16 protein-coding genes and 1 pseudogene are annotated in these 21,295 nt (G+C 72.0%); 11 read left to right on the forward strand and 6 right to left on the reverse strand.

Going from position 1 to position 21,295, the window contains the following annotated elements; all coding sequences use genetic code 11:
- Window positions 1–35: 35 nt before the first annotated feature.
- The 8 genes and pseudogenes from deoC (at window position 36) to cydC (ending at window position 8,775) form a co-directional block, all read left to right on the forward strand.
- A complete protein-coding gene (deoC, locus tag ACIA8K_RS28715) occupies window positions 36–974 on the forward strand; it encodes a deoxyribose-phosphate aldolase (protein WP_396064681.1) in 939 nt (312 codons plus the stop codon).
- A gap of 5 nt (window positions 975–979) precedes the next feature.
- The gene (locus ACIA8K_RS28720; protein WP_396064682.1) at window positions 980–2,416 is read left to right on the forward strand and encodes an aldehyde dehydrogenase family protein; all 1,437 of its coding nucleotides are present in this window, start codon (window positions 980–982) and stop codon (window positions 2,414–2,416) included.
- Window positions 2,409–3,269 (forward strand): aldehyde dehydrogenase family protein, encoded by an 861-nt coding sequence (locus tag ACIA8K_RS28725; protein WP_396064684.1) that lies wholly within the window; start codon window positions 2,409–2,411, stop codon window positions 3,267–3,269. The genes ACIA8K_RS28720 and ACIA8K_RS28725 overlap by 8 nt, the downstream gene beginning before the upstream one ends.
- A 34-nt stretch (window positions 3,270–3,303) precedes the next feature.
- Complete coding sequence (locus ACIA8K_RS28730) at window positions 3,304–3,837, forward strand: Uma2 family endonuclease (RefSeq protein ID WP_396064686.1); 534 nt, start codon at window positions 3,304–3,306, stop codon at window positions 3,835–3,837.
- Window positions 3,838–3,871: 34 nt separating this feature from the next.
- A pseudogene (locus ACIA8K_RS28735) lies at window positions 3,872–4,222 on the forward strand (BlaI/MecI/CopY family transcriptional regulator); the annotation flags it as partial.
- Between the two features lie 14 nt (window positions 4,223–4,236).
- Entirely contained in the window at window positions 4,237–5,142 is a 906-nt protein-coding gene (locus tag ACIA8K_RS28740; protein ID WP_396064688.1) for a M56 family metallopeptidase, read from the forward strand.
- Window positions 5,143–5,275: 133 nt separating this feature from the next.
- Window positions 5,276–6,934: a thiol reductant ABC exporter subunit CydD gene (cydD, locus tag ACIA8K_RS28745; RefSeq protein WP_396064690.1), complete on the forward strand. Its 1,659-nt coding sequence runs from the start codon at window positions 5,276–5,278 to the stop codon at window positions 6,932–6,934.
- Complete coding sequence (gene cydC / locus ACIA8K_RS28750) at window positions 6,931–8,775, forward strand: thiol reductant ABC exporter subunit CydC (protein WP_396064692.1); 1,845 nt, start codon at window positions 6,931–6,933, stop codon at window positions 8,773–8,775. The genes cydD and cydC overlap by 4 nt, the downstream gene beginning before the upstream one ends.
- 284 nt (window positions 8,776–9,059) lie before the next feature.
- Here the strand turns inward: cydC and ACIA8K_RS28755 are convergent, their stop codons facing one another.
- A complete protein-coding gene (locus ACIA8K_RS28755) occupies window positions 9,060–10,553 on the reverse strand; it encodes an MFS transporter (protein ID WP_396064721.1) in 1,494 nt (497 codons plus the stop codon).
- 128 nt (window positions 10,554–10,681) lie between these two features.
- Window positions 10,682–11,023: a PadR family transcriptional regulator gene (locus ACIA8K_RS28760; RefSeq protein WP_396064694.1), complete on the reverse strand. Its 342-nt coding sequence runs from the start codon at window positions 11,021–11,023 to the stop codon at window positions 10,682–10,684.
- A 160-nt stretch (window positions 11,024–11,183) separates the two neighbouring features.
- On the opposite strand from ACIA8K_RS28760, the gene ACIA8K_RS28765 reads away from it, so the two are divergent.
- The 3 genes from ACIA8K_RS28765 (at window position 11,184) to ACIA8K_RS28775 (ending at window position 15,968) form a co-directional block, all read left to right on the forward strand.
- Complete coding sequence (locus ACIA8K_RS28765) at window positions 11,184–12,137, forward strand: DNA primase (RefSeq protein WP_396064696.1); 954 nt, start codon at window positions 11,184–11,186, stop codon at window positions 12,135–12,137.
- A gap of 37 nt (window positions 12,138–12,174) precedes the next feature.
- The gene (locus ACIA8K_RS28770; protein ID WP_396064699.1) at window positions 12,175–14,595 is read left to right on the forward strand and encodes a transposase; all 2,421 of its coding nucleotides are present in this window, start codon (window positions 12,175–12,177) and stop codon (window positions 14,593–14,595) included.
- A gap of 161 nt (window positions 14,596–14,756) precedes the next feature.
- Window positions 14,757–15,968, forward strand: a complete 1,212-nt coding sequence (locus tag ACIA8K_RS28775; protein ID WP_396064701.1) for an ABC transporter substrate-binding protein — start codon at window positions 14,757–14,759, stop codon at window positions 15,966–15,968.
- A 172-nt stretch (window positions 15,969–16,140) separates the two neighbouring features.
- Here the strand turns inward: ACIA8K_RS28775 and ACIA8K_RS28780 are convergent, their stop codons facing one another.
- The 4 genes from ACIA8K_RS28780 to ACIA8K_RS28795 form a co-directional block, all read right to left on the reverse strand.
- The gene (locus ACIA8K_RS28780; RefSeq protein WP_306839569.1) at window positions 16,141–16,713 is read right to left on the reverse strand and encodes an ATP/GTP-binding protein; all 573 of its coding nucleotides are present in this window, start codon (window positions 16,711–16,713) and stop codon (window positions 16,141–16,143) included.
- A gap of 16 nt (window positions 16,714–16,729) precedes the next feature.
- Complete coding sequence (locus ACIA8K_RS28785) at window positions 16,730–17,107, reverse strand: DUF742 domain-containing protein (RefSeq protein WP_396064703.1); 378 nt, start codon at window positions 17,105–17,107, stop codon at window positions 16,730–16,732.
- A 111-nt stretch (window positions 17,108–17,218) separates the two neighbouring features.
- Window positions 17,219–17,623, reverse strand: coding sequence for a roadblock/LC7 domain-containing protein (locus tag ACIA8K_RS28790; RefSeq protein ID WP_033343732.1), 405 nt, complete (start codon window positions 17,621–17,623; stop codon window positions 17,219–17,221).
- Window positions 17,620–21,114, reverse strand: a complete 3,495-nt coding sequence (locus tag ACIA8K_RS28795) for a nitrate- and nitrite sensing domain-containing protein (protein WP_396064705.1) — start codon at window positions 21,112–21,114, stop codon at window positions 17,620–17,622. The genes ACIA8K_RS28790 and ACIA8K_RS28795 overlap by 4 nt, the downstream gene beginning before the upstream one ends.
- Between the last annotated feature and the right edge of the window lie 181 nt (window positions 21,115–21,295).

Consider the following 21,295-nt stretch of genomic DNA (forward strand, 5'->3'; position numbering starts at 1 on the left):
ATCTTGAAACGTGAGAACTGCGTAGACTCCAGGGCATGACCGTTTCACTGGCTGCCCTCGCGGACGTGGCACGCTCGGAGGCCAGCCTGCGTGCGTTCCTGCATGGTCTCCCCGGTGTCGACAAGGTCGGCGCGGAGCAACGCGCGGCCGCGCTCGGTACCCGCTCGATCAAGTCCTCCGCCAAGGCCTGGGCGATCGATCTTTCCATCCGAATGGTGGATCTCACCACGCTCGAAGGCGCGGACACGCCCGGCAAGGTCCGCAACCTCTGCCAGAAGGCGCTGAACCCGGGTCACGGCGCGCCGCGGGTGGCCGCGATCTGCGTCTACCCGGCCATGGTCGCCACCGCGCACGAGGTGCTCCGCGGCTCCGGCGTGCATCTGGCAAGCGTGGCCACCGCCTTCCCGTCCGGGCAGTCGCCGCTGGAGATCCGGCTGGCCGACACCCGGGCCGCGGTCGAGGCCGGCGCGGACGAGATCGACATGGTGATCAACAGGGGTGCGTTCCTGTCCGGCCGCTACACCGAGGTCTTCGAGGAGATCGTCGCGGTCAAGGAGGCGTGCGGCGACGCGCACCTCAAGGTGATCCTCGAGACAGGCGAGCTGGCCACCTACGACAACGTGCGCCGCGCTTCCTGGCTGGCCATGCTTGCCGGCGGCGACTTCATCAAGACCTCCACCGGCAAGGTCCCGGTCGCGGCCACGCCCCCGGTCACGATGATCATGCTGGAGGCGGTCCGCGACTTCCTCGATCAGACCGGGCGCAAGGTGGGCGTGAAGCCGGCCGGCGGCATCCGCACCACCAAGGACGCGGTCAAGTACCTGGTGCTCGTCAACGAGACGGCCGGCGAGGGCTGGCTGGACCCGGACTGGTTCCGGTTTGGCGCGTCCACGCTCCTCAACGACCTGCTGATGCAGCGCAGCAAGCTCGCCACCGGCCACTACGCCGGCCCCGACTACGTCACCCTGGACTGAAGCCAATGGCAGCCTTCGAGTACGCGCCCGCACCCGAGTCCCGGTCGGTCGTCGAGATCAAGCCGTCCTACGGCCTGTTCATCGACGGCGACTTCACCGCGCCCCGCGACGGCGGGGTGATCAAGACGGTGAACCCGGCGACCGAGGAGGTCCTGTCCGAGGTCGCCGAGGCCGGCGAGGCGGACGTGGACCGGGCCGTGGCCGCCGCCCGCGCCGCGTTCGAGAACGTCTGGGGCCCGATGCCCGTCGCCGAGCGGGCGAAGTACCTGTTCCGGATCGCGCGCCTGGTGCAGGAGCGGGCGCGCGAGCTGGCCGTGCTGGAGTCGCTCGACAACGGCAAGCCGATCAAGGAGTCGCGCGACGTCGACGTACCCCTGATGGCGGCTCATTTCTTCTATTACGCCGGCTGGGCGGACAAGCTCTCCTACGCGGGCTACGGGGACGCCCCACGGCCGCTCGGCGTCGCCGCGCAGGTCATCCCGTGGAACTTCCCGCTGCTCATGCTGGCCTGGAAGATCGCGCCGGCGCTTGCCGCGGGCAACACAGTGGTGCTCAAGCCGGCCGAGACCACGCCGCTGACCGCGCTGCTGTTCGCCGAGATCCTGCAGCAGGCCGGGCTGCCCGCCGGTGTGGTCAACATCGTCACCGGCGCCGGCGACACCGGCCGCTACCTGGTCGCCCACCCTGGCGTGAACAAGGTCGCGTTCACCGGTTCCACGGCCGTCGGCCGGGAGATCGCCAGAGCCGTCGCGGGTACGGACAAGAGGCTCACGCTTGAGCTGGGCGGCAAGGCGGCGAACATCGTGTTCGACGACGCGCCGATCTCCCAGGCCGTCGAGGGCATCGTGAACGGGATCTTCTTCAACCAGGGGCACGTGTGCTGCGCTGGGTCCCGGCTGCTGGTGCAGGAGCCGATCGCGGACGAGCTGATCGACGCGCTCAAGCGGCGCATGTCCCAGCTGCGCGTCGGCGACCCGCTGGACAAGAACACGGACGTCGGCGCGATCAACTCCGCCGCGCAGCTGGCCCGGATCACCGAGCTGTCCGACGCGGGCGCAGAGGAGGGTGCGGAGCGCTGGGCGCCGGACTGCGAGCTGCCGTCCCAGGGCTACTGGTTCCGGCCGACGCTGTTCACAGGCGTGTCCCAGTCGCACCGGATCGCGCAGGAGGAGATCTTCGGCCCGGTGCTGTCCGTGCTGACGTTCCGCACGCCGGCCGAGGCGATCGAGAAGGCGAACAACACGCCGTACGGGCTCTCCGCCGGGATCTGGACCGAGAAGGGCTCCCGGATCCTCGCGGTCGCGGACAAGCTCCGGGCCGGCGTGATCTGGGCCAACACGTTCAACAAGTTCGACCCCACCTCGCCGTTCGGCGGCTACAAGGAGTCCGGATACGGCCGCGAGGGCGGGCGTCACGGCCTGGAGGCGTACCTCGATGTCTAACCAGAACCTGGACGCCGGCCAGACCCGGGCCGCACGTTCCGGCACGCGTCTCGCGGTCCGGAAGACCTACAAGCTCTTCATCGGCGGGGCGTTCCCGCGCAGCGAGTCAGGGCGGACCTACGTCGTGGACGACAACAACGTGGCGCTGGCCTCCCGCAAGGACCTCCGGGACGCGGTCGTCGCCGCCCGGAAGGCGTTCCCGGGCTGGTCCGGCGCCACCGCGTACAACCGCGGCCAGGTGGTCTACCGGATCGCCGAGATGGTCGAGGCGCGCCGCAAGGAGTTCCGCTCGCTCGGCGTCCCGGCCGACGAGGTGGACGCCGCAATCGACCGCCTGGTCTGGTACGCCGGCTGGAGCGACAAGATCGCCCAGGTGCTCGGCGGCGCCAACCCGGTGGCCGGCCCCTACTTCAACATCTCGTCGCCGGAGCCGACCGGCGTCGTGGGCGTGCTCGCCCCCACCGGCTCCGCGCTGCTCGGCCTGGTCTCCGTGATCGCACCCGCGATCGTCACCGGCAACACGGTCGTCGTCCTGGCCGCCGAGGCCGACGCGCTGGTCGCGATCACCCTCGCCGAGGCGCTGGCCACCTCCGACGTACCCGGCGGCGTGGTCAACCTGCTCACCGGCCGCCCCGCCGAGACCGCACCCTGGCTCGCCTCCCACGCCGACGTCAACGCGCTCGACCTGGCCGGCGCCGCCCCGGACCTGGCCCGCGACCTGGAGATCGCCGCCGCCGGCACCCTCAAGCGCGTCCTCCGCCCCACCCCCGCCGACTGGCACGCCGACCCCGGCCTCACCCGCCTCACCGCCTTCCTCGAAACCAAAACCGTCTGGCACCCGAAGGGGGTATGACCCGTACCCTTGGGGCAGCGAACGGAGGCGCCTGATGACTACGCTGCATCTGCCTGACGTCGTCGAGGACGGATTCACTGTCGACGATCTTGAGGGTCTTCCTTCTGGGCTGCGGTACGAGGTTCACGACGGGAGGCTTGTCATCATGTCGCCGGCCCGGCTCTGGCACCAACGGATGGCGCGACGGATCGCAAATCTTCTGGAGAAGGCGGGCTACTTCGCCGAAACCGAGGTCGGCGTTCGCCGCACCCCTCGTGACGCCCGCGTGGCGGATGTCGCGGTCTTCAAGGAAGTGCCGAAGGATCTCAATGAGGCCTGGCACAGCCCGGCCGTCATCGCGCTCGCCGTGGAGATCTGGTCGCCGTCGTCCGACAGCAAAGATCACGATCTGCGCTGGTACGCCGAGCAGAGCATCGCCACCTACTGGCTCGTCGAACCCATCGACGGTGAACAGTTCGGTGCTTTGGTGACCGTCTACGACCTGGTGCGGGCGGAGTCCGGCAAGGCCACCTACCTCGAGCGCGAGAAGACCACGCTTGAGCGGCTTGAACTGGACGGGCCACGCTGACCGTCGCGTGTACTACGCGCGGTAGGATTGCCTGGTGATACGGCTTGGTGACCTTGAGCGTGCGGTGATGGACGTCCTGTGGGACGGGCCCGGCGGCGGTCACACGGTGCGGGACGTGGCGGAGACGCTCTCGGACCGCGGGCTGGCGTACACGACCGTGATGACCGTGCTGGACCGGCTGGCGGGCAAGGGCATGGTGGAGCGCGAGCGGGCCGGCCGGGCCTGGAGCTACCGGGCCGCGGCGGCACGTGAGGCCTACATCGCGCAGCTCATGCTGGACGCGCTGGACCTGGCCGGCAGCCGGGACGCGGCGCTGGTCCGGTTCGCACGGTCGGTGAGCGGAACCGAGGCCGAGGTGCTGCGCAGTGCGCTCTCGGACGAGTCCGGAGGCGGGAAGCAATGATCAACGCGCTGCACTTCGCCGCCGGGGCGCTGCTCGCCTATCTGGCCGCGCGGGTGCTGGCGCGGGCCCGGTGGACGTGGCGGATCCCCCGGGTGGCGATCATCAGCTGGCAGTTCCTCGGGCTGGGCTTCGGGTTGAGCGCGATCGGCGTACCCCTGGCGCTCGGTCTTGATCCTTATGACGCCGCGCCCGGGACCGCGCTGCGCATGCTTACCGCTGACCTGACCGGCGGGCGGCTCCCGGCCGGGCTCGGCGTCGGGCATCTGGCCGCGATCGCGGTGAGTCTCGGCATCGCCGGCACGCTTGCCGGCACCACAGTCAACTCCCTGGTCCGGGCGGTCCGCGCGCAGCGTCGACACCGGGACCTGCTGACGCTCGTGGCACGCGACGACCCGGCCGCGCCCGGCGCGCTTGTGCTCGACCACCCGAGTGCGGCCGCCTACTGCCTGCCCGGCCTGCACCCGCGCGTGGTGGTAAGCGCCGGGACGCTGAGCCTGCTCGACCGCGCGCAGCTGGCCGCCGTGCTTGAGCACGAGCGCGCGCACGCGGACGAGCGGCACGACCTGGTGCTGCTGCCGTTCACCGCGTTGTGCCTGGCCCTGCCGTGGGCCGGCTGGCTGCGCGCGGCGGCGGCGACCGTGGCGCTGCTCGTGGAGATGCGCGCGGACGACCGGGCGCTGATCAAGCACGCGGAGGGGCCGCTGGCGTCCGCGCTGCTGCGGTTCGCCACGGCCGGGCCGAGGCTGACGCCGTCCGGCGCGCTCGGTGCGGCCGACCGGGACGTGGAGGCGCGCGTGCAGCGGCTGCTGGCCCGCCGCCGGCCGGCCCGGTTCCGGGGCGCGATGGCGCTGGCCGCGGCCACGGTGCTTCTGGCGCTGCCCATCTCGCTGTTCCTGTCCTGAGCCGGCCCCTGACGTTCGGGCTGCGGCGCCCGCACTGCCGCTCGTGGTGCCGGCTGACCCGGTTCAGTTCCCGGCAACCTCGGGTCGAAGGTCACTCGCCGGGGCTCGGCTGACTCTGGTTCACTTGACGGCGATGCGACCGTTCGATCCCCGCCTGCTGCGGCGAGTGCCCGCGACCCGGCGCCACCTTGCCCTGCTGGGCATCTTCGGGGTGGCGGCCGGCGTGCTGATCATCTCGCAGGCGACCGCGCTGGCGGCCGCGCTGACCGCCGCCTGGCAGGGCCGGCTGGACACCACAGCGGTCGCCGCGTTTGTCGTGCTCATCGTGCTGCGTGCCGCGCTTACCTGGGCGCAGGGCGTGGTGGCCGCCCGCAGCGCCGCGACCGTCAAGGCCGCGCTCCGCGCGGAGCTGCTCGGCGCGGTCGGCGCACGCGGCCCCGGCTGGCTCGGCGGCCAGAAGGCCGGCGAGATCGCCACGCTGGCCGGACGCGGGCTTGACGCGCTCGACAACTACTTCACCGGCTACCTGCCGCAGCTGATCATGGGTGTCACCGTGCCGGTCGCGGTGCTCTCCCGGCTGGTCTTCACGGACCTGATCTCCGCAATCACGATCGCCGCGACGCTCCCACTGATCCCGATCTTCGGCGCGCTGCTCGGCTGGCAGGCCCAGGCCGCGACCGAGCGGCAGTGGCGGCGACTCTCCATGCTCGGCGGCCACTTCCTCGACATGGTCGCCGGCCTGCCCACACTTCGCGTCTTCGGCCGCGCGAGGGCCCAGGTCGAGGTGGTCCGCCGGATGGCCGACGGGCACCGGGTCGCCACCATGAAGACGCTTCGCATCGCGTTCCTCTCCGCGCTCGCGCTGGAGCTGGTCTCCACACTCTCCGTCGCGCTCGTCGCGGTCCCGGTCGGCCTGCGCGTGCTTGACGGCGCGCTCACACTGCAGGTCGCGCTGCTGGTGCTGCTGCTGACCCCGGAGGCGTACCTTCCGCTCCGGGCCGCCGGCGCCCGCTTCCACGCCAGCATGGAGGGCCTGACCGCGCTCAACGCCGCGTTCACGCTCTCCGAGCCGCCCGCCACCGCCACCGCTGGCACGGTCGCCGCGCCGGCCGCGTTCACCGAGATCAGGTTCGAGCACGTCACAGTCGAGTACGACCGGGTGGTCGCGCTCCGGGACGTCTCGCTGACGATCACCGCCGGCGACCGGATCGCGATCGTCGGCCCGAGCGGCGCCGGCAAGAGCACGCTGCTCGGCCTGCTCCTCGGCTTCGTCACCCCCACCTCCGGCCGGATCCTGATCGACGGCGCCGACCTGGCCACGCTCGACCCGGACCAGTGGCGCCGACGCCTCGCCTGGGTCCCGCAACAGGCGCACCTCTTCGCGGCCACCATGGCCGACAACATCTGCCTCGGCGCCCCCACCGCGACCGACGCCGACGTCTCCGCCGCCGTCACCGCCGCCCTCCTCGACGACGTGGTCGCCGCGCTCCCCGCCCACCTCGACACCCGCCTCGGCGAACGCGGCCACGGCCTCTCCAGCGGCCAGCGCCAGCGCGTTGCCCTGGCCCGCGCCTTCCTCCGCGCCGACGCCCCTCTCCTCCTCCTCGACGAGCCCACCGCCCGACTCGACGGCGCCTCCGAGGCCGCGGTCCTCGACGCCAGCCGCCGCCTCGTCACCGGCCGTACCGCCCTGCTGGTCGCCCACCGCCCCGCCCTCCTCGCCGAGGCCGGCCGCATCCTCCACCTCACCGACGGCCACCTGACCGAACTCCCCGCCCTGGTGACCACATGACCTCCCCCTCCGGCCCCACAGAGCAGGCAGCCGGCACCACCACAGGCAACGCGCCAGTTGCGGGCGGCGCAGGCAACGCGGAAAGCGTGGTGCGGTGGCCGGAGGCGGTCGTGTTGCGGATGGCGCGGCCGTACCTGGGGCGCCTGATCGGGGCGGGGCTGCTGGCGACCGGCACCGAGCTGGCCGGCCTCACGCTGATGGCCACCGCGACCTGGCTGCTGATCACGGCCGCGGACATGCCGCCGCTTCCGGTGCTGACCGTCGCCATCGTCTCCGTGCGTGCGCTCGCCATCGGGCGCGGCGTGCTGCGCTACACCGAGCGGCTGGCCGGCCACGATGCGGTGCTGCGGTTGCTCACCGACGTACGGGCCCGGGTCTTCGGCGCGCTCGCGGCACGCCGGTCGCCCGAGCCCGGCTCACACTCCGGGGATGCGCTCAGCCGGCTCGTCTCGGACGTCGAGGCGGTGCAGGATCTGCTGATCCGCGTGGTGGTCCCGGCGGCGGCAGCGGTAGGCGTGGCGGTGCTGGCGCTTGTCACCACCGCATTCATCGCGCCGGTCGCGGCACTGCCGCTGGCCGTCGGGCTGCTGATCGCCGGCCTGGTGCTGCCGGTGGTCGCGGTCGCGCTGACCCGGCGCACGGCGGACCGGATGGCGCCGATCCGCGGTGAACTCGCGGCGGACGTGATCGACCTGACACACGGCGCGGCGGACCTGGCGGCCTACGGAGCCACGGGCGAGGCGCTCGCCGCCGCGGCCGATCGGGCGAACGAGCTGGCCCGGCTGGAGCGCCGGCTTGCGTTGACCGGCTGGGCGGTGGACGGCGCGGGCGTGCTGGTCTCCGGCCTGACCGCGGCCGCGGTGCTGACGGCCGCGCTCCGATCGGACGCGAGCGGCGCCGAGGTGGGCGTGCTCGCGGTCGGGACGCTGGCCGCGGTCGAGGCCACGCTTGCGCTCGTGGCGGCCGCCCGGCAGTGGGCGCACCTGCGCGGCGGCCTGACCCGGGTCGCGGAACTGCTGGCCGCACCGTCGCTGTCGGACGGCCCGGCCAGCACGGAAGCGACGACCGGCACGCGCCCGGAAAGCGCCCTGGAGCTGCACGACGTCGTAGTCCGCTACCGCGCGGGTGATCCGCCCGCGCTGGACGGCGTGGACCTGGAATTGACGCCCGGCGTCCGGATCGCTGTCGTGGGCCCGAGCGGCGCCGGGAAGAGCACGCTGCTCGCGGTGCTGATCGGCGCGGTCACGCCGGAGTCGGGCACGGCCACGCTGAACGGGGTGCCGATCTCCGCATATCCGGAGGCGGCGCTGCCCCACCAGGTCGGCGGCCTGCTGGCCGAGGCGCACGTCTTCCACGCCGGCGTCCGGGAGAACCTGCTGCTCGGCCGCGATGCCGCGGACCCGGAGGAGCAGGACGCCGCGATGCGCGCTGCGGACCTGCTGGACTGGGTCGGCGAGCAGCCGGACGGCTGGGACACGCTTGTCGGCGAGGACGGTGCGAAGCTCTCCGGCGGTCAACGGCAGCGGCTGGCGCTGGCCCGTGCGCTCCTCGCGGCTCCCCGCCACCTGCTGCTTGACGAGCCGACCGAGGGCCTGGACCCGCAGGCGGCCGACCGGGTGCTCCGGCAGGCGCTGGACGTGCTGCCACCGGAGACCGCGGTGCTGCTTGTGACGCATCGGCTGCGCGGGCTGGCCGGTTTCGACGAGGTGCTGGTCCTGGACCGGGGCCGGGTCATCCAACGCGGCCGGCACGAAGACCTGATCACCAGTCCCGGCTGGTACGCGGAGACCTGGCTCGCCCAGGAGGCCGCCGAACGCGGCTACCTGGCAGTCGCACCCTGAGCGGACGGTGCGGACTGTGCGGCGCACTCCGCCCCGAGTCACGCCACGGTGTCGTGGACATGGCGACGGCGCTCACGCCTCCGCCCGCACGCTGACGCGGGCGGCACGCTGTGATCGCGTGCGCCGCCGGCACCTGACGGCCCGGGGTGACCCGTGAGCGCCACGGGAAGAAGGCTCCGGTCGTACCGTGGCGGCTTGGGAAGGTTCTGGGTGACGTGAGACGGCTCCGGCGGGCCGCCGCGGGAAGCGACGGCCCGCCGGAGCGGGGTTGGTGGTGCGACGCGTCAGCGGAGCCGGTGGTCGGTGACGGCCCGGCCTCGGCGTCCGGTGCCGACCGCGATCAGCGTGCGGCGGTGGTGGACCGGGTGCTCGGCGAGGTGCGCTGCGACCGCCGGGCGTGTGGAGGTGCCGGGACGGTTCGGGCCCGGGTGTGTGGAGCCGTGGTGGACCGGCGGGCCCGGGTGCGGCGCCGCCGGGCCGGCCTGGACCGGGATGAACGCGGCGGTACGGGACGGCGCGGCCGGGATGCGGCGCAGGACGATCGGGCCGAGCACGCGGCGGGCCGTGCGCAGGACCGGGACCGGCGTGCCCTTGACCCGTGCCAGGACCAGCGCACCGGCAAGCGCGGCGGCGGTGGTGATCACGCCGGCGACCGCGAGCGCGCCGCGTGCGCCTACCGTGTCGGCAAGCCAGCCGAGCGTGGGCGCGCCGACGATTCCGGCCAGCGAGGAGACCAGCGCGAGGGAGGCGAGGACCCGGCCGCGCATGTCCTCCCGGGTGTCGAGCATCACGCGGGTGCCGACGACCGTGTCGAAGATGACCGCGCCGGCCGCGATCGGCAGGATCAGCAGCGAGAACGTGACCAGGTCCGGGGCGGCCGCGGAGAGCAGCTGGAGCACGCTGATCAGCGCGCCGGCGCCGGCCAGCACCCGGTGGGTGGCCCGGCCGGTGCCGGCCAGCAGCAGGCCGCCGAGGACCGCGCCGACAGCGAAGACCGTGGAGGTGATGCCGTAGCCGCCCGCGCCGCCGTGCAGCGGGCCGGCGACCATCGCGGCCATGGTGACCTGGTAGTTGCGGCCGAGCGAGCCGATCACGAACGCGAGCGCCAGGACGACGAGCACCACCGGCTGGGTGGCGAGGTAGCGCAGGCCGGCCCGGACGCCGGCGTCTGCGGTTCCGGCCGCCGCGCGGGCCAGCGGGTACATCTCGGCCGGGCGGACCAGCGCGAGCGCGAGGATCACGGCGCCGAAGGTGACCGCGTTGATCGCGAACAGGAGGCCGGGGCCGGTCAGTCCGGCCAGCACGCCGCCGAGCGCCATGCCGAGGATGCGGCCGGCGGAGCTGAGTACGGAGCCGAGCGCGAGCGCGGGGGCGAGCGCGTCCCGGGAGACCAGCGCGGAGCCGAAGCGGCCGAGCGACGGGCCCTCGATCGCGCTGATCACGCCGGAGAGGACCGCGACCAGGTAGACCGGCAGGAGCGAACCGGCGCCGGACATCGTGGTGGCGACCAGGACCAGGGAGAGCAGCGCGCGTACGGCCTGGCTTGTCACAAGCACCGGGCGGGCGGGGAGCCGATCCGCGAGCGCGCCGCCCCAACTGCCGAGCAGCAGGACCGGAAGCGCCTGCAGCATCACGATGACGCCCATCGCCGCCGCGGAGCCGGTGGCGGTGAGTACCAGCCAGTTCATGCCCAGCACCTGCATCCAGGTGCCGCCGACCGAGACCAGGTCGGACAGGGCCCAAAGCCGGTAGTTGCGCTCGCGGAGCGGGGTGAGCATGGAAGCCAAGGCGGCGGCACCTCCTGTGTGAAAGCCGGTAACGGGCTCTCACTTCGGCGTGCCGCGGCCGGTCCTGCACGCGCGGCGCCGGAGGCAACGCGAAGGCAACCGACGTCCGGAGACGTTCGTCACGTGGCGTTCCGGTGCGGCGCCTCTCCGCCCAGGAAGCGGGCGATGGTGCCGCTCAGCTCCGCCCAGCTGGACCGCTCGTCAGCCAGGGCGCGGCGGCCCGTACCTGTCAGCCGGTAGGTGCGGCGGTTCCGGCCGTTGACAGTGCTCCACTCGCTCTCCACGTACCCGGCGCGTTCGAGACGGCGCAATGCGGGGTAGATGGTGCCGGTGGGCAGGTCGAGGGTGCCCCCGCTGCGAGCCTTCAACGCCTCGATGATGGCGTACCCGTGCAGCGTGTCCCCTTCGAGGACGGCGAGCAGGAGTGCGTCGAGGTGGCCGTGCAGCGAGTGCGCCTTCACAAGTAGCTAGGCTACTAATAGAGCCCGGCTTTCCCACAGGACCGGGGTGAGGCGTTCACGTTCATTCACGGCACACTAGGGTGTCCTGTGCGCGACGTCACCGATCCGGTCGCCTGCATCGTCGCAGAGCGCCGCACACGAGAGCTATTCGGAGGTCACCGTGGCCGCCCAGACGCCCAACCGGCAGGATGCCGACGAGCCCGAGACCGGTGTCGACGACGCCGTGACGAGCACGACGGACGACGGCGCCGACGATGAAGTGACCGCCGATGAGGTGACCGCCGAGGTGGACCGTTCGCTCTGGGAGGAGACGAAGGTCGACCCGGTGTCGTTCGCCCTGCCCGCCGGCGTGGGTTACACGCTTCGCGCGTACCGGCTCTCGACCGAGGTGGCGCCCACCGAGATCGACGACTCGGAGGATGACGACGACCCGTTCGCCGCCCGCACCCGCCGTCTGGAAGAGGACGACGAGGACTTCGGCGACGACGAGGACGGCGAGCTGGTCATCCTCGACGAGAAGGCCAAAGAGCTCTTCGAGGACGCCGAGAAGGACGAGAAGTCCGGCGACTCGGCCGAGGACGACGACGCAACGGACGAGCCCGAGAAGGAGGAGGAGAAGGAGGACGCTGAGGAGATTCCGGCGTTCCTCACCCACAAGGGCAAGCTTCTCCTGTTCAAGACCCCCGAATCGCTTGTCGCTTTCGTCCGTTCGGGTGCCCCGCACGACCTCGCTCAGCTCGACACCTGGGATACGCTTGCCGACCGAATCCAGCCCGCGGACGTGGTGCCGCTGGAGGAGGACGCATACGAGCTGGACCTGGTCGTGGAGAACCTCCGGGGTGGCGCCGACACGTGGGACCTCGATCTGCTGATCGAGGCCGGCGAGGCCGCGCGCGACCTGGGATACGCTTTGCGGCTGGCGCCGGTGCTGACCGCGCTCTCGGCCGGGTCGCCCCTTGACGACCTGGACGAGGCGCTGCGGTCCGCGTCAAAGGGTGGTCTCGGCGGCTTCATGGGCCGGCGGCGCCTGAAGCGCATCGGTGCGCAGCAGGCCAGTCTCGGCTGGCGCACCATTATCGGCAAGATCTCTGCTGTCGTGGACTGGCGCGACTGACCCTTAACGGGGAGCATCAGTCTTCGGCACACGACATGTGTCCTGGGAGGAGGACGACGCCGTGGCGCTCGTGCGGGTGTACTGCGGTTTGGCGTCGGCGGATTCATCCGCCCGCCGGGCAGCCGAGGGCCAGACCCTCATGGTGGCCGTGGTGGACGACGCCGGCCGTCGACTGCACGTCTCCGAGATAAGCGACGACGCGGCCGGTTACGCCCGGCTCAGCTCGCTGCTTGCCGAGCGTGCCAGCGGCTCTCCCAGTGTGTCGGTCGCCGCCGACAGTGACGACCTCCTGGTGACCTCGCTGCTTACCGCGGCGGGGCGCCCGCTGGCCGTGGCGGACGACGATGACGCCGACGACTTCGCCGAGCGTTTCGCGGACGACCAGTCCATCGAGGAGATGCAGTCCTCCCCGGAGTCCCGGCGCGCCGTCGGGCTCGCCCGCGCGCTGCAGGCCGGCGCGCTCACCGCGATCACCGTGGCGCCGCCGGCCAGCCTGATGGGCTACCAGCCGGTGCTCAACGCGCACGCTGCACTGAGCACCGGGCGGCACGCCGCCGCGGTGGCGCTCCGCGAGGTGCTCCGCGAGCTGTACCCGGCGGCACTCCGGGCGTACCCGGACCCCGCCGAACCGCTGGCCCTGGCCGTCCTGGCCGCCGTTCCCGAGCCGAGCCGGCTCGGTGGCGGCACGCCGGGCCGGGGCCGCGAGATCACCGTCGCCACCGATGCGATCGCCTCTCAGATCGTCTCGGACGGCGTGGCCTCAGCGGACGAGGTCCAGGCCGCGATCACCGCGCTCCAGGTCTCGGTCAACGAGGCGGCCCGCCGCGGCGTCAACCGCGCGCTCGCCCCCACTGTCGCGGAGACGGTCCGGCACGCGGTCGCGGCCGTCCGCGCCTGCGACCTGGCCTGCGAAACGCTCGTCTCCACTCTCGCGTCCCGGATCGTGACGCCGGCGCCGGTCAACGGGCGGATGCTCGGCGCTCCCGCCGAGCAGGCCCCGGCACCCGCCGCGCCCGTTGCCGCGCCGGTCCCGATACACCCGACCCGCGGTGGAGGCGCCGCGGCCGCCATGGGCAGCCGCCGGGCCCGCATCGCCGCGTCCGAGGCCGCTCAGCCCTTCGCGGCGCCGCAACAGCCACAGCAGCCGCAGCGCATGCCGCTCGCGCCGGCCGCGTCCGCGGATCCGCACGGGCCTGACACCTCGCTCAGCCCGCTGAGCCGCCCGGACACCTCGTCGATCCAGCTCGACTCGACCACTGGTGCGTACCGGCGGGTCGATCCGGGCGTCACCCGCTGGGCCGCCCGCGAGGGCACCGGCGAGAACACGCCGGTCAGCCCGGCCGCCCGGCGCCCGGACAGCCTGGCGAACCGTCCGGTCTCCGCCCCGCCGCCGCCCCCGCCCGGTCTCACGCCGATACAGCCCGGTGTCCGGCCCGGGCCGAAGCCGCCGACGCGGACGCCGAGCCCTGCCGACTCCGGCGAGCCGTTCCGCGCGCCGCTCACCACTGCCGCGATCAACAACGGCCGCGCCGAGCACCGGCAGCGGATCTCGCAGTTGACCTCGCGGGACGACGAGCAGCCGGTCAACGGCACGCTCCACACGCCGCCACCGACAGGCGGTGGCCTCACCGACATAAGGCTCGGCATGCCGCCGTCCCGGACGTCTCCACAGATGCCCCAGATGCCGCAGATGCCGGAACCCGGTTCGCGGGCGGCCTGGCCGACCAGCCCCGAGGCTGCGGACGAGCGCGCGCACACCGGCGAGCAGGCGCAGCTGCGCGGCCCGGCCCGGCCGGACGCGCCGACCATGTCGGAGACGCTGCGGGTCCGACCGCCGTGGCAGTCCGACGATCTGCCGCCGGAGCCGCCCGTGCTGCGCCTGGTGGAGGGCTCGCCCCGCACCGACCGCGGCGACTCGTCGTACACGCCGCCGCTGCGCCTGGTCGACACCGCACGCCGCGCCTCCCAGGGGCCGGACGCGCTGGACATGACCACACCGCTCCCGGTCTCCGAGGGCGACAACGATCTGCTGATCTTCTCGGCGGCCGCGTCCGCCTGGTTCACCGGCCGGGACGAGGACGCCGAGGCCACGCCGGACCTGGAGTGGGCCAGCCTTGCCGACCAGGGCTGGCAGGCCGCGGAGCAGGCGGCCCGCCCGGCAGTGGGCGCGGAGACCGGCGCCGGCCTGCCGAAGCGTGTCCCGCAGGCCAACCTGGTGCCCGGCTCGGCGCTCCGCGAGGAGCGCCCGCTGCGGGTCGTCCGGGACGCCCAGTCGCTTGCGGCGAACACCACCGGCTACTTCCGCGGCTGGCGTCGCGGGCAGGAAATCGGCGGTTTCGCGGTCGGTGGGCGTCCGGGTCGTGAGGCGGCGGGCGGCTGGGACTTCACCCGGGACCAGGGTGACACCCACGACGACGAGGAAGACTACGAGTTCCGCCCGGCGACTTATCGCTCCTGATGTCACTTTGAGTAGTTCCACCCATTTGCGCGTTGACCTCGGTGTCATTGGCCACATGTCGGCCTATTGACTACAGGGCGTGATTGCAAGCACGATTCTGCTGGGGGCGTGGCGGCTCCACATCCCTTGTCGCCACACCCCGTGGCGAAAGGCTTGGAACCATGCTCAACCGCACCGTTGGCGTGCCCACCATCACGCGGCGGGGCCTGCTCGTGGCGACCGCGTCCGCGCTCACCGTGGCCGCCTGCGGCACCGATGACGAACCCACAGGTCCCCGGACGGCCTCGGTCACCGACCTCGTGGTCGGCGGCGTCCTGGAGCGCACCGGCACCGGCTCCGCAATGGGCGAGCTGCAGGCCCGGGCGCTTGAGCTGTTCCAGGCCCAGGTCAACGCGGACGGTTTCCAGGTCGGTCAGCAGCGCCGCAAGCTCCAGCTGAAAATCGTGGACAGCGGCGGCGACCCGGCGAAGGCCGGCGAGCTCGCCCGGCAGCTCGCCACCCAGGAGGGCGTCAACGCGTTCATCGGCGGCACCGTGCCGGAGACCTCCACCGCCATCTCCGACGTCGCCCAGGAGCTGCAGGTGCCGTTCCTGTCGCTCGCCTCGGCGGACGACATCCTCACCCCGATCACGTCGCGCACCTACACGTTCAAGGTGACGCCGGACGCCCGGGACGTGGCCCAGGCGCTGTCGACCGAGGTGAAGCGGCAGAAGATCGCCAAGGCGTCGATCCTGGCCGGCACCGGCCGGCACGGCGACGCGGGCGTACGGCACACCGGCTCCGCGCTCTCCGGCCAGGACATCACGCTCGGCACCACCACCCGGCTCCCGGCCGGCGACCAGGACTTCACGGCCGCTGCCGCGGAGGCGGTCAAGGGGCGGCCGGGCGCGGTCATCATCTGGGCGATGTCGCCTGACGCCGGAAAAGCGGCCCGGGCGATCAGGGCCGCTGGATTCACCGGCAAGCTGTTCTTCCCGCCGGAGGCGGTCACCGAGGAGACGCTCTCGTCGGAGAACGCGGACGCGGTCGAGGGGGCCTACGCGATCAGCCCCGGATCGCTCGGCGCGTCGTCGCTCACCGAGACCGGCAACGAGGGACAGCGCCGCCGCGACCTCATCCGGCGGTACGTGACGGAGTACGGCTCGTTCAAGGGCTTCGCACCGTACGCGGGCGACGGCATCAGCCTGCTCGTCCAGGCCGCCTACCTCGCCAAGAGCATCGACCGCGGCCGCCTGCGCGCCTATCTGGAGCGGTCGACGCTCGAGGGCATGGCCGGCGCCTACGCGCTGACCACGATCCGGCACGGCGGCATGGAAGCGGGCTCGCTCGGCGTCTTCACGGTGAACCTGAACGCCTGGGTCCGCACCGCCTGAGAACGCCTCAGACACACGAAACGCCCCGTCCCCCGCTACTACGTGCGGCGGGGCGGGGCGTCTCGCTACGCGGCCGTTCAAGGGCCACACACAAAAACCTGCAGGGGTACGGGAGAAGTCCCGTACCCCTGATGGGTCTTTCGGCGTTGGTCCGGTGGGACCTTATGCCACCTCAGGCCGGCGCGACAGCACGCGAACGGCGCATCGACAGCACGTACTCCACGAGGGAGATCAGCACGTGCTTGGTCGACTCGCGGTTACGCGCGTCGCAGCTCACGACCGGGATCTCGCTCGAGATGGCGAGGGCGTCCCGCACATCCTGAGCGTTGTGGTACTGCATCCCGTCGAAGCAGTTGATCGCGACCAGGTAGGGCAGTCGCCGGTGCTCGAAGAAGTCGATCGCCGCGAAGCAGTCGGCGAGCCGGCGGGTATCCACCAGCACCACCGCACCGATCGCGCCACGCACCAGCTCGTCCCACATGAACCAGAATCGTGTCTGACCCGGTGTACCGAACAGGTACAGGATCAGATCCCGGTCGATCGTGATACGGCCGAAGTCCATGGCGACCGTGGTGGTGGTCTTGCCCGGCACCTGCCGGGTGTCGTCCACGCCCACGCCCGCCGACGTCATGATGGCCTCGGTGGTCAGCGGAGTGATTTCCGAGACCGAGCCGACCAGCGTCGTCTTACCGACGCCGAAACCACCGGCGATTACGATCTTCGCCGATGTCACGCGCCCGGCCATAGGGCGGTGCGCCGCGTCAGAGCCTGCGAAGTCCACTCAGCACCCTCTCCAGCAATTCCGTGCCCACCGCGTCGTTCGAGTCCTCAAGGGACGTCGGTTCGTACACCGCGACCATGCCCTCTGCGGCCATGTCAGCGATGAGGACCCGAGCGACCCCGAGCGGAAGCGACATCCGCGCGGCGATCTCCGCGAGTGACTGCAGCCGGCCGTCACACAGCGCGGCTATGTATTGATGCTCTCGACCTTGTCCGCCGTTGTTGGCACCGGCGGACCGGCCCCGCACCGTCGTCTCAATCAGCGCTTCGAGTGCGATCTCCAACCGTGGCCGAGTTCGGCCTCGGGTAACGGCGTACGGCCTGACCAGCGCGCCGGTCGGCTCTTCGCGTTCGGCCATCGTCGCCGTTCACCCCCTCTGTTTTCTAGAAAGCGGTTCCAAGATCGCAGTAACCCGTCGCATTTATATCCTGCAACGGCCGGCTCGCACCGGCCGCCGCCTTTCGTGTAACTAGCCAACCATCCCTGCTGCGGTACGCGGAGCCGGGGTCAGGGCATCGCCCACCCGGTCCACCAGCAGAGCCATCTCGTACCCGACCTGACCGACATCGCAGCTACGCGCCGCGAGCACGGCGAAGGACGAGCCGTCGGAGATCGACATCAGGAAAAGGAACCCGTTGTCCATCTCCACAACCGTCTGGAGCACGGCGCCGCCCTCGAAGCAGCGGGCCGCGCCCTGCGTCAGGCTGACCAGACCCGAGGCGATCGCCGCCAGCTGGTCGGCCCGGTCCCGCGGAAGGTCACGGGACCCGGCGAGAAGCAGACCATCGGCGGATACGGCGACCGCATGCGCGACACCCGGAACGCGGTCGGCGAAGTTCGCCAGCAACCAACCCAGGTCCTGCGTTGTTGTCATCCCTCATGCTCCTTGCCAGCCTGCGAGGATTGCTGCCCGTCCAATGTTCCCTCTGAACCGGTCGGGTTGTCCGAAGGACCCGTCCGCCCGCGCTGGACGCCCCGGTGGTAGGCGGACAGCAGCCCGCGCACCCCCTCGGGCGACCGCTTGTTGACGGTCGGTGTTGCCTTCTCGATTCCACCAGGAACGAGCTGTGCCATCGGCTTGCGCTTCGGCAGGCCCGCCTGGGTGGTCTCAGACGCCGTCTCCCCCGCCGCGGCCGCGACCGAGGCGGCGGTGCGCCAGCCGTCGTCGGCTGCCGTACGCCAGCTGGCGGGCTCGGTGGAGATCCGTTGTGCGTTGCCGTCTCCGGCGGGCACCGGCCGGGAGGCCAGCGGGTCCGCGGAGCGCGCGCCCGGGGTCGGCAGACCCCGTGACGTGGTCGCCAGTTCCGGCTTCTTCGTGTCGAGCGTCCGGTACTGCTCGGTCGGCGCGCTCGCCGCGGTGGCCGGGGCCGGGGTGGGACCGGCTCCGGTCGGGCCGGTGGCCGGCTTGCCGTCCTCGACCCGGGTGCGGAACCACGCGGACTCCAGCTCCCGGAAGATCGGCAGCTCCATCGTCTCGTCCACCACCGGCTGCGACGCGGCCTGCGGGGCCGGCCGGGAGACCGGGCCGGGCACCGGCATAGCCGAGACCGGGACCTGCTGGACCGGCGGCACCGACTGCGGCCGGGACGCGGGCAACGCCGGCGGTGCGGCGTTCTCCGGCCGGTAGCGCGGGATCTCGGCGGTCAGGTCGAGCGACGACGCGAGCCGGTCCGGCACGGACGGCGGATTGTCCGTGGGCGCGATCGGCGGCCACACGGGCGGAGCCGACGACGCCGAGGACGGGCCGCTGGCCGGCGGTGCCGAGGCGACCGGCGGGACCGAGAGCGGCGGCACGCCACCGCGCTGCTGCTCCGGGCTCACCGGCTTCTGCCGCGGGATGGTCGGCGACGCCGGTCCGGCGTAGTCGTCCATCGGCATCGGCTCGTCGGTACGCGGCCGGTGCGGCAGCCCTTCGCTCCGGCTGCCGTTGGCGCCGAACGCGTCGGTGGCCCGGCCGTTGCGCGGACCACCGCCGCTGCCGTTGAAGCCGTTGAAGCTGCCGAAGCCGTTGTTGCCGTTGCCGTTCGGTGCGCCGCCGTTGGACCCGCCGTTGCTGCCGTTGCCGCCGCTCGGAGCGGCGCCGGTCAGATCGGACCAGGCCGGCATTGAGCGGGACGACGACGGGCCGCCGGAGGTGGGCGCCGGGTCGTTGCCGAATCCGGCGAAGGACTGCGGAAGCTCGGTCGCGAAACCGCCGAGCGACGGCGCGGACTCGCGCTGCGACGGCGGACGCCCGGAGCCGCCCGGCTCAAGCGCCAGCGGGGAGCCGAAGCCACCGCCCTGGCCGCCGCCGCCACCGAAGGCCGGCAGGTCCTGACGTGGGCCACCGACCGCGGCCGGAGCCCGGCCACCGGCGACCGCGTGGGACATCAGCATGTTCGCGGGCAGCACGACGTCCGCGACGGTGCCGCGCTCGTTGGCGGCCCGGAGCTCGACCCGGACGCCGTGGCGGGCGCCCAGGCGGGCGACCACGACCAGGCCCATCATCCGGGAGACCGTGACGTCCACGGTCGGCGGACGCTGGAGCCGCTCGTTCAGGTCGCGCATCTGGTCAGGTGCGATGCCGATGCCGCGGTCCTCGACGTAGAGGACGGCGCGGTCACCTGTGACCCGGGCCTCCACCATCACCTTCGAGTCGGGCGGCGAGAACGCGGTCGCGTTGTCGAACAGCTCCGCGACGAGGTGCACGAGGTCGTTGACGGCGTGCGCCGAGATCTCGATATCCTTGTCGATGTTCCCGAAGTGGATGCGCGTGTAGTGCTCGACCTCGGACTGCGCGGCGCGGAGCACGTCGATCAGAGCGGCGGGCTCGCGCTGCACACGGGTGGAGTCGGCACCGGCGAGGACCAGGAGGTTCTCGTCATTACGCCGCATTCGGGTGGCCAGGTGGTCGAGCTGGAAGAGCTCGGCCAGCCGGTCCGGGTCCTCCTCGCCGCGCTCCAGGCGGTCCAGGTGACCGATGAGGCGGTCGACCAGGATCTGGGAGCGGCGGGCGAGGTTGACGAACATGGTGGAGACGGACGCGCGGAGCACGGCCTGCTCGGCCGCGGTACGCACGGCTTCCAGGTGGACCGCGTTGAACGCCTCGGTCACCTGGCCGAACTCGTCGCGGCTGCGGACCGGCAGCGGCTCGGCGATCTGGTTCGCCACCTGCACCGGGGACAGCTGCGCGGAGATCGCCGGATCACGGAGCCGGGCGACCGCCTGGGGCAGGCCGTACTGCGCGACGGAGAGCGCGCCCTGGCGCAGCTCCCGCAGCGAGCGGGCCATCGACCGGGCGACGAGCCAGGCGAACAGGATCGCGAGGAGAAGCATGCCGAGCAGCACGCCGGTCTCGACGAGCACCCGCCGCTGCACCTCGTTGCGCGTCTGGGTGGCGAGCGTGACCGTCTCGTCGTCGAGGCGCTGCTCGACCTTGCGCATCAGCGCGTTCTTGCCGGCCATTCCCTCGTCCCACTGCTGGGGCGTGAAGCCGAGCGCGCTGATCTCACCGTCCAGGTTGGCGCTGATCTTGTCGGTGTTCAGCGTGGCCTCCCGGAGGTCCGGGCCGGCCACCTCCTGACGCCTGTAGTCGCGGTCCTCGCGGGTGGCGACGGTCTCGAACGTGGCGCCGGCCTGCTGCTGGCCGGTCAGCGTCGCGATGTACGTCTCGCGGAGCTTGGGGGTGATCTCGCCCTGCGCGAACACGTCATGAACGATGACGCGCTGGGTGGAGACGTACTCCTTCTCCAGCGCGAGCGCGGCACTGGCCCGCATCCGGTCGCTCAGCGCGGTGCTGCCGGCGAGCTGGGACGCGGACTCACGGATCCGCAGCAGGTCCTCGATGAAGATGTCGTAGCTCGCCGTCGCCTGGGACAGCTGGAGCGAGTTGTTGCTCACCTGGCTGCGGGTGGCGGGAAGCTCTTCGAGGCTGGCGTCGGCCGCGTCGAGGAGCGACTCGAAGTTGCTGTCCTCCTGCGGCAGATCGGTGAGCAGCGTGCGCTGCTGGGAGTAGGGCTTCTTCGCGCTGTCCACCAGGGAGTGCGTCTGGTTGAAGGCCTCGAGGAGCTTGCCCTTCTCGTCCCGCTGCTGGTTCGGAGTGCTCAGGAAGCGGGCGGCAGCGGCGCGCTCGCTCTGCAGGGTGTCGACGAGCTCGCCGGAGAACTGCTCCAACTGGGCGATGGTCCTCGCCTGGTCGGCATCCCTCGCCTCGTCGATGTGGTCGATAAGGCCGCTTGTGCCCACGACGATCGTCGCCATCGTCGGCACGATCATGATCAGTCCGAGCTTGGACCAGATCGGCAGGTCGCGGAGCCGGCTGCCAGGCCATCGGAGACGGGAAGAAACGGCGGATCCCCCCGCCTTCTTCTTTGGCTGCTCGCTCACGTCACCGCCCCTCAGCATCCGCGCCACCCCGAGTGGGTGGCTGCCGAACATAGTTCGGCCCGGGTGGGCTGAACCTTCGAGATTCTATCACGACGAGTGTCAAAGAGAAAGCCCAGGTTGGGTCGGACTGGGAGTGTGGTGGGATGTTCATGACGTTTGACTGCAACGTGTCTTCCCGGAG

Source organism: Catenuloplanes sp. NPDC051500, assembly GCF_044454585.1.
Classification (GTDB): domain Bacteria; phylum Actinomycetota; class Actinomycetes; order Mycobacteriales; family Micromonosporaceae; genus Catenuloplanes.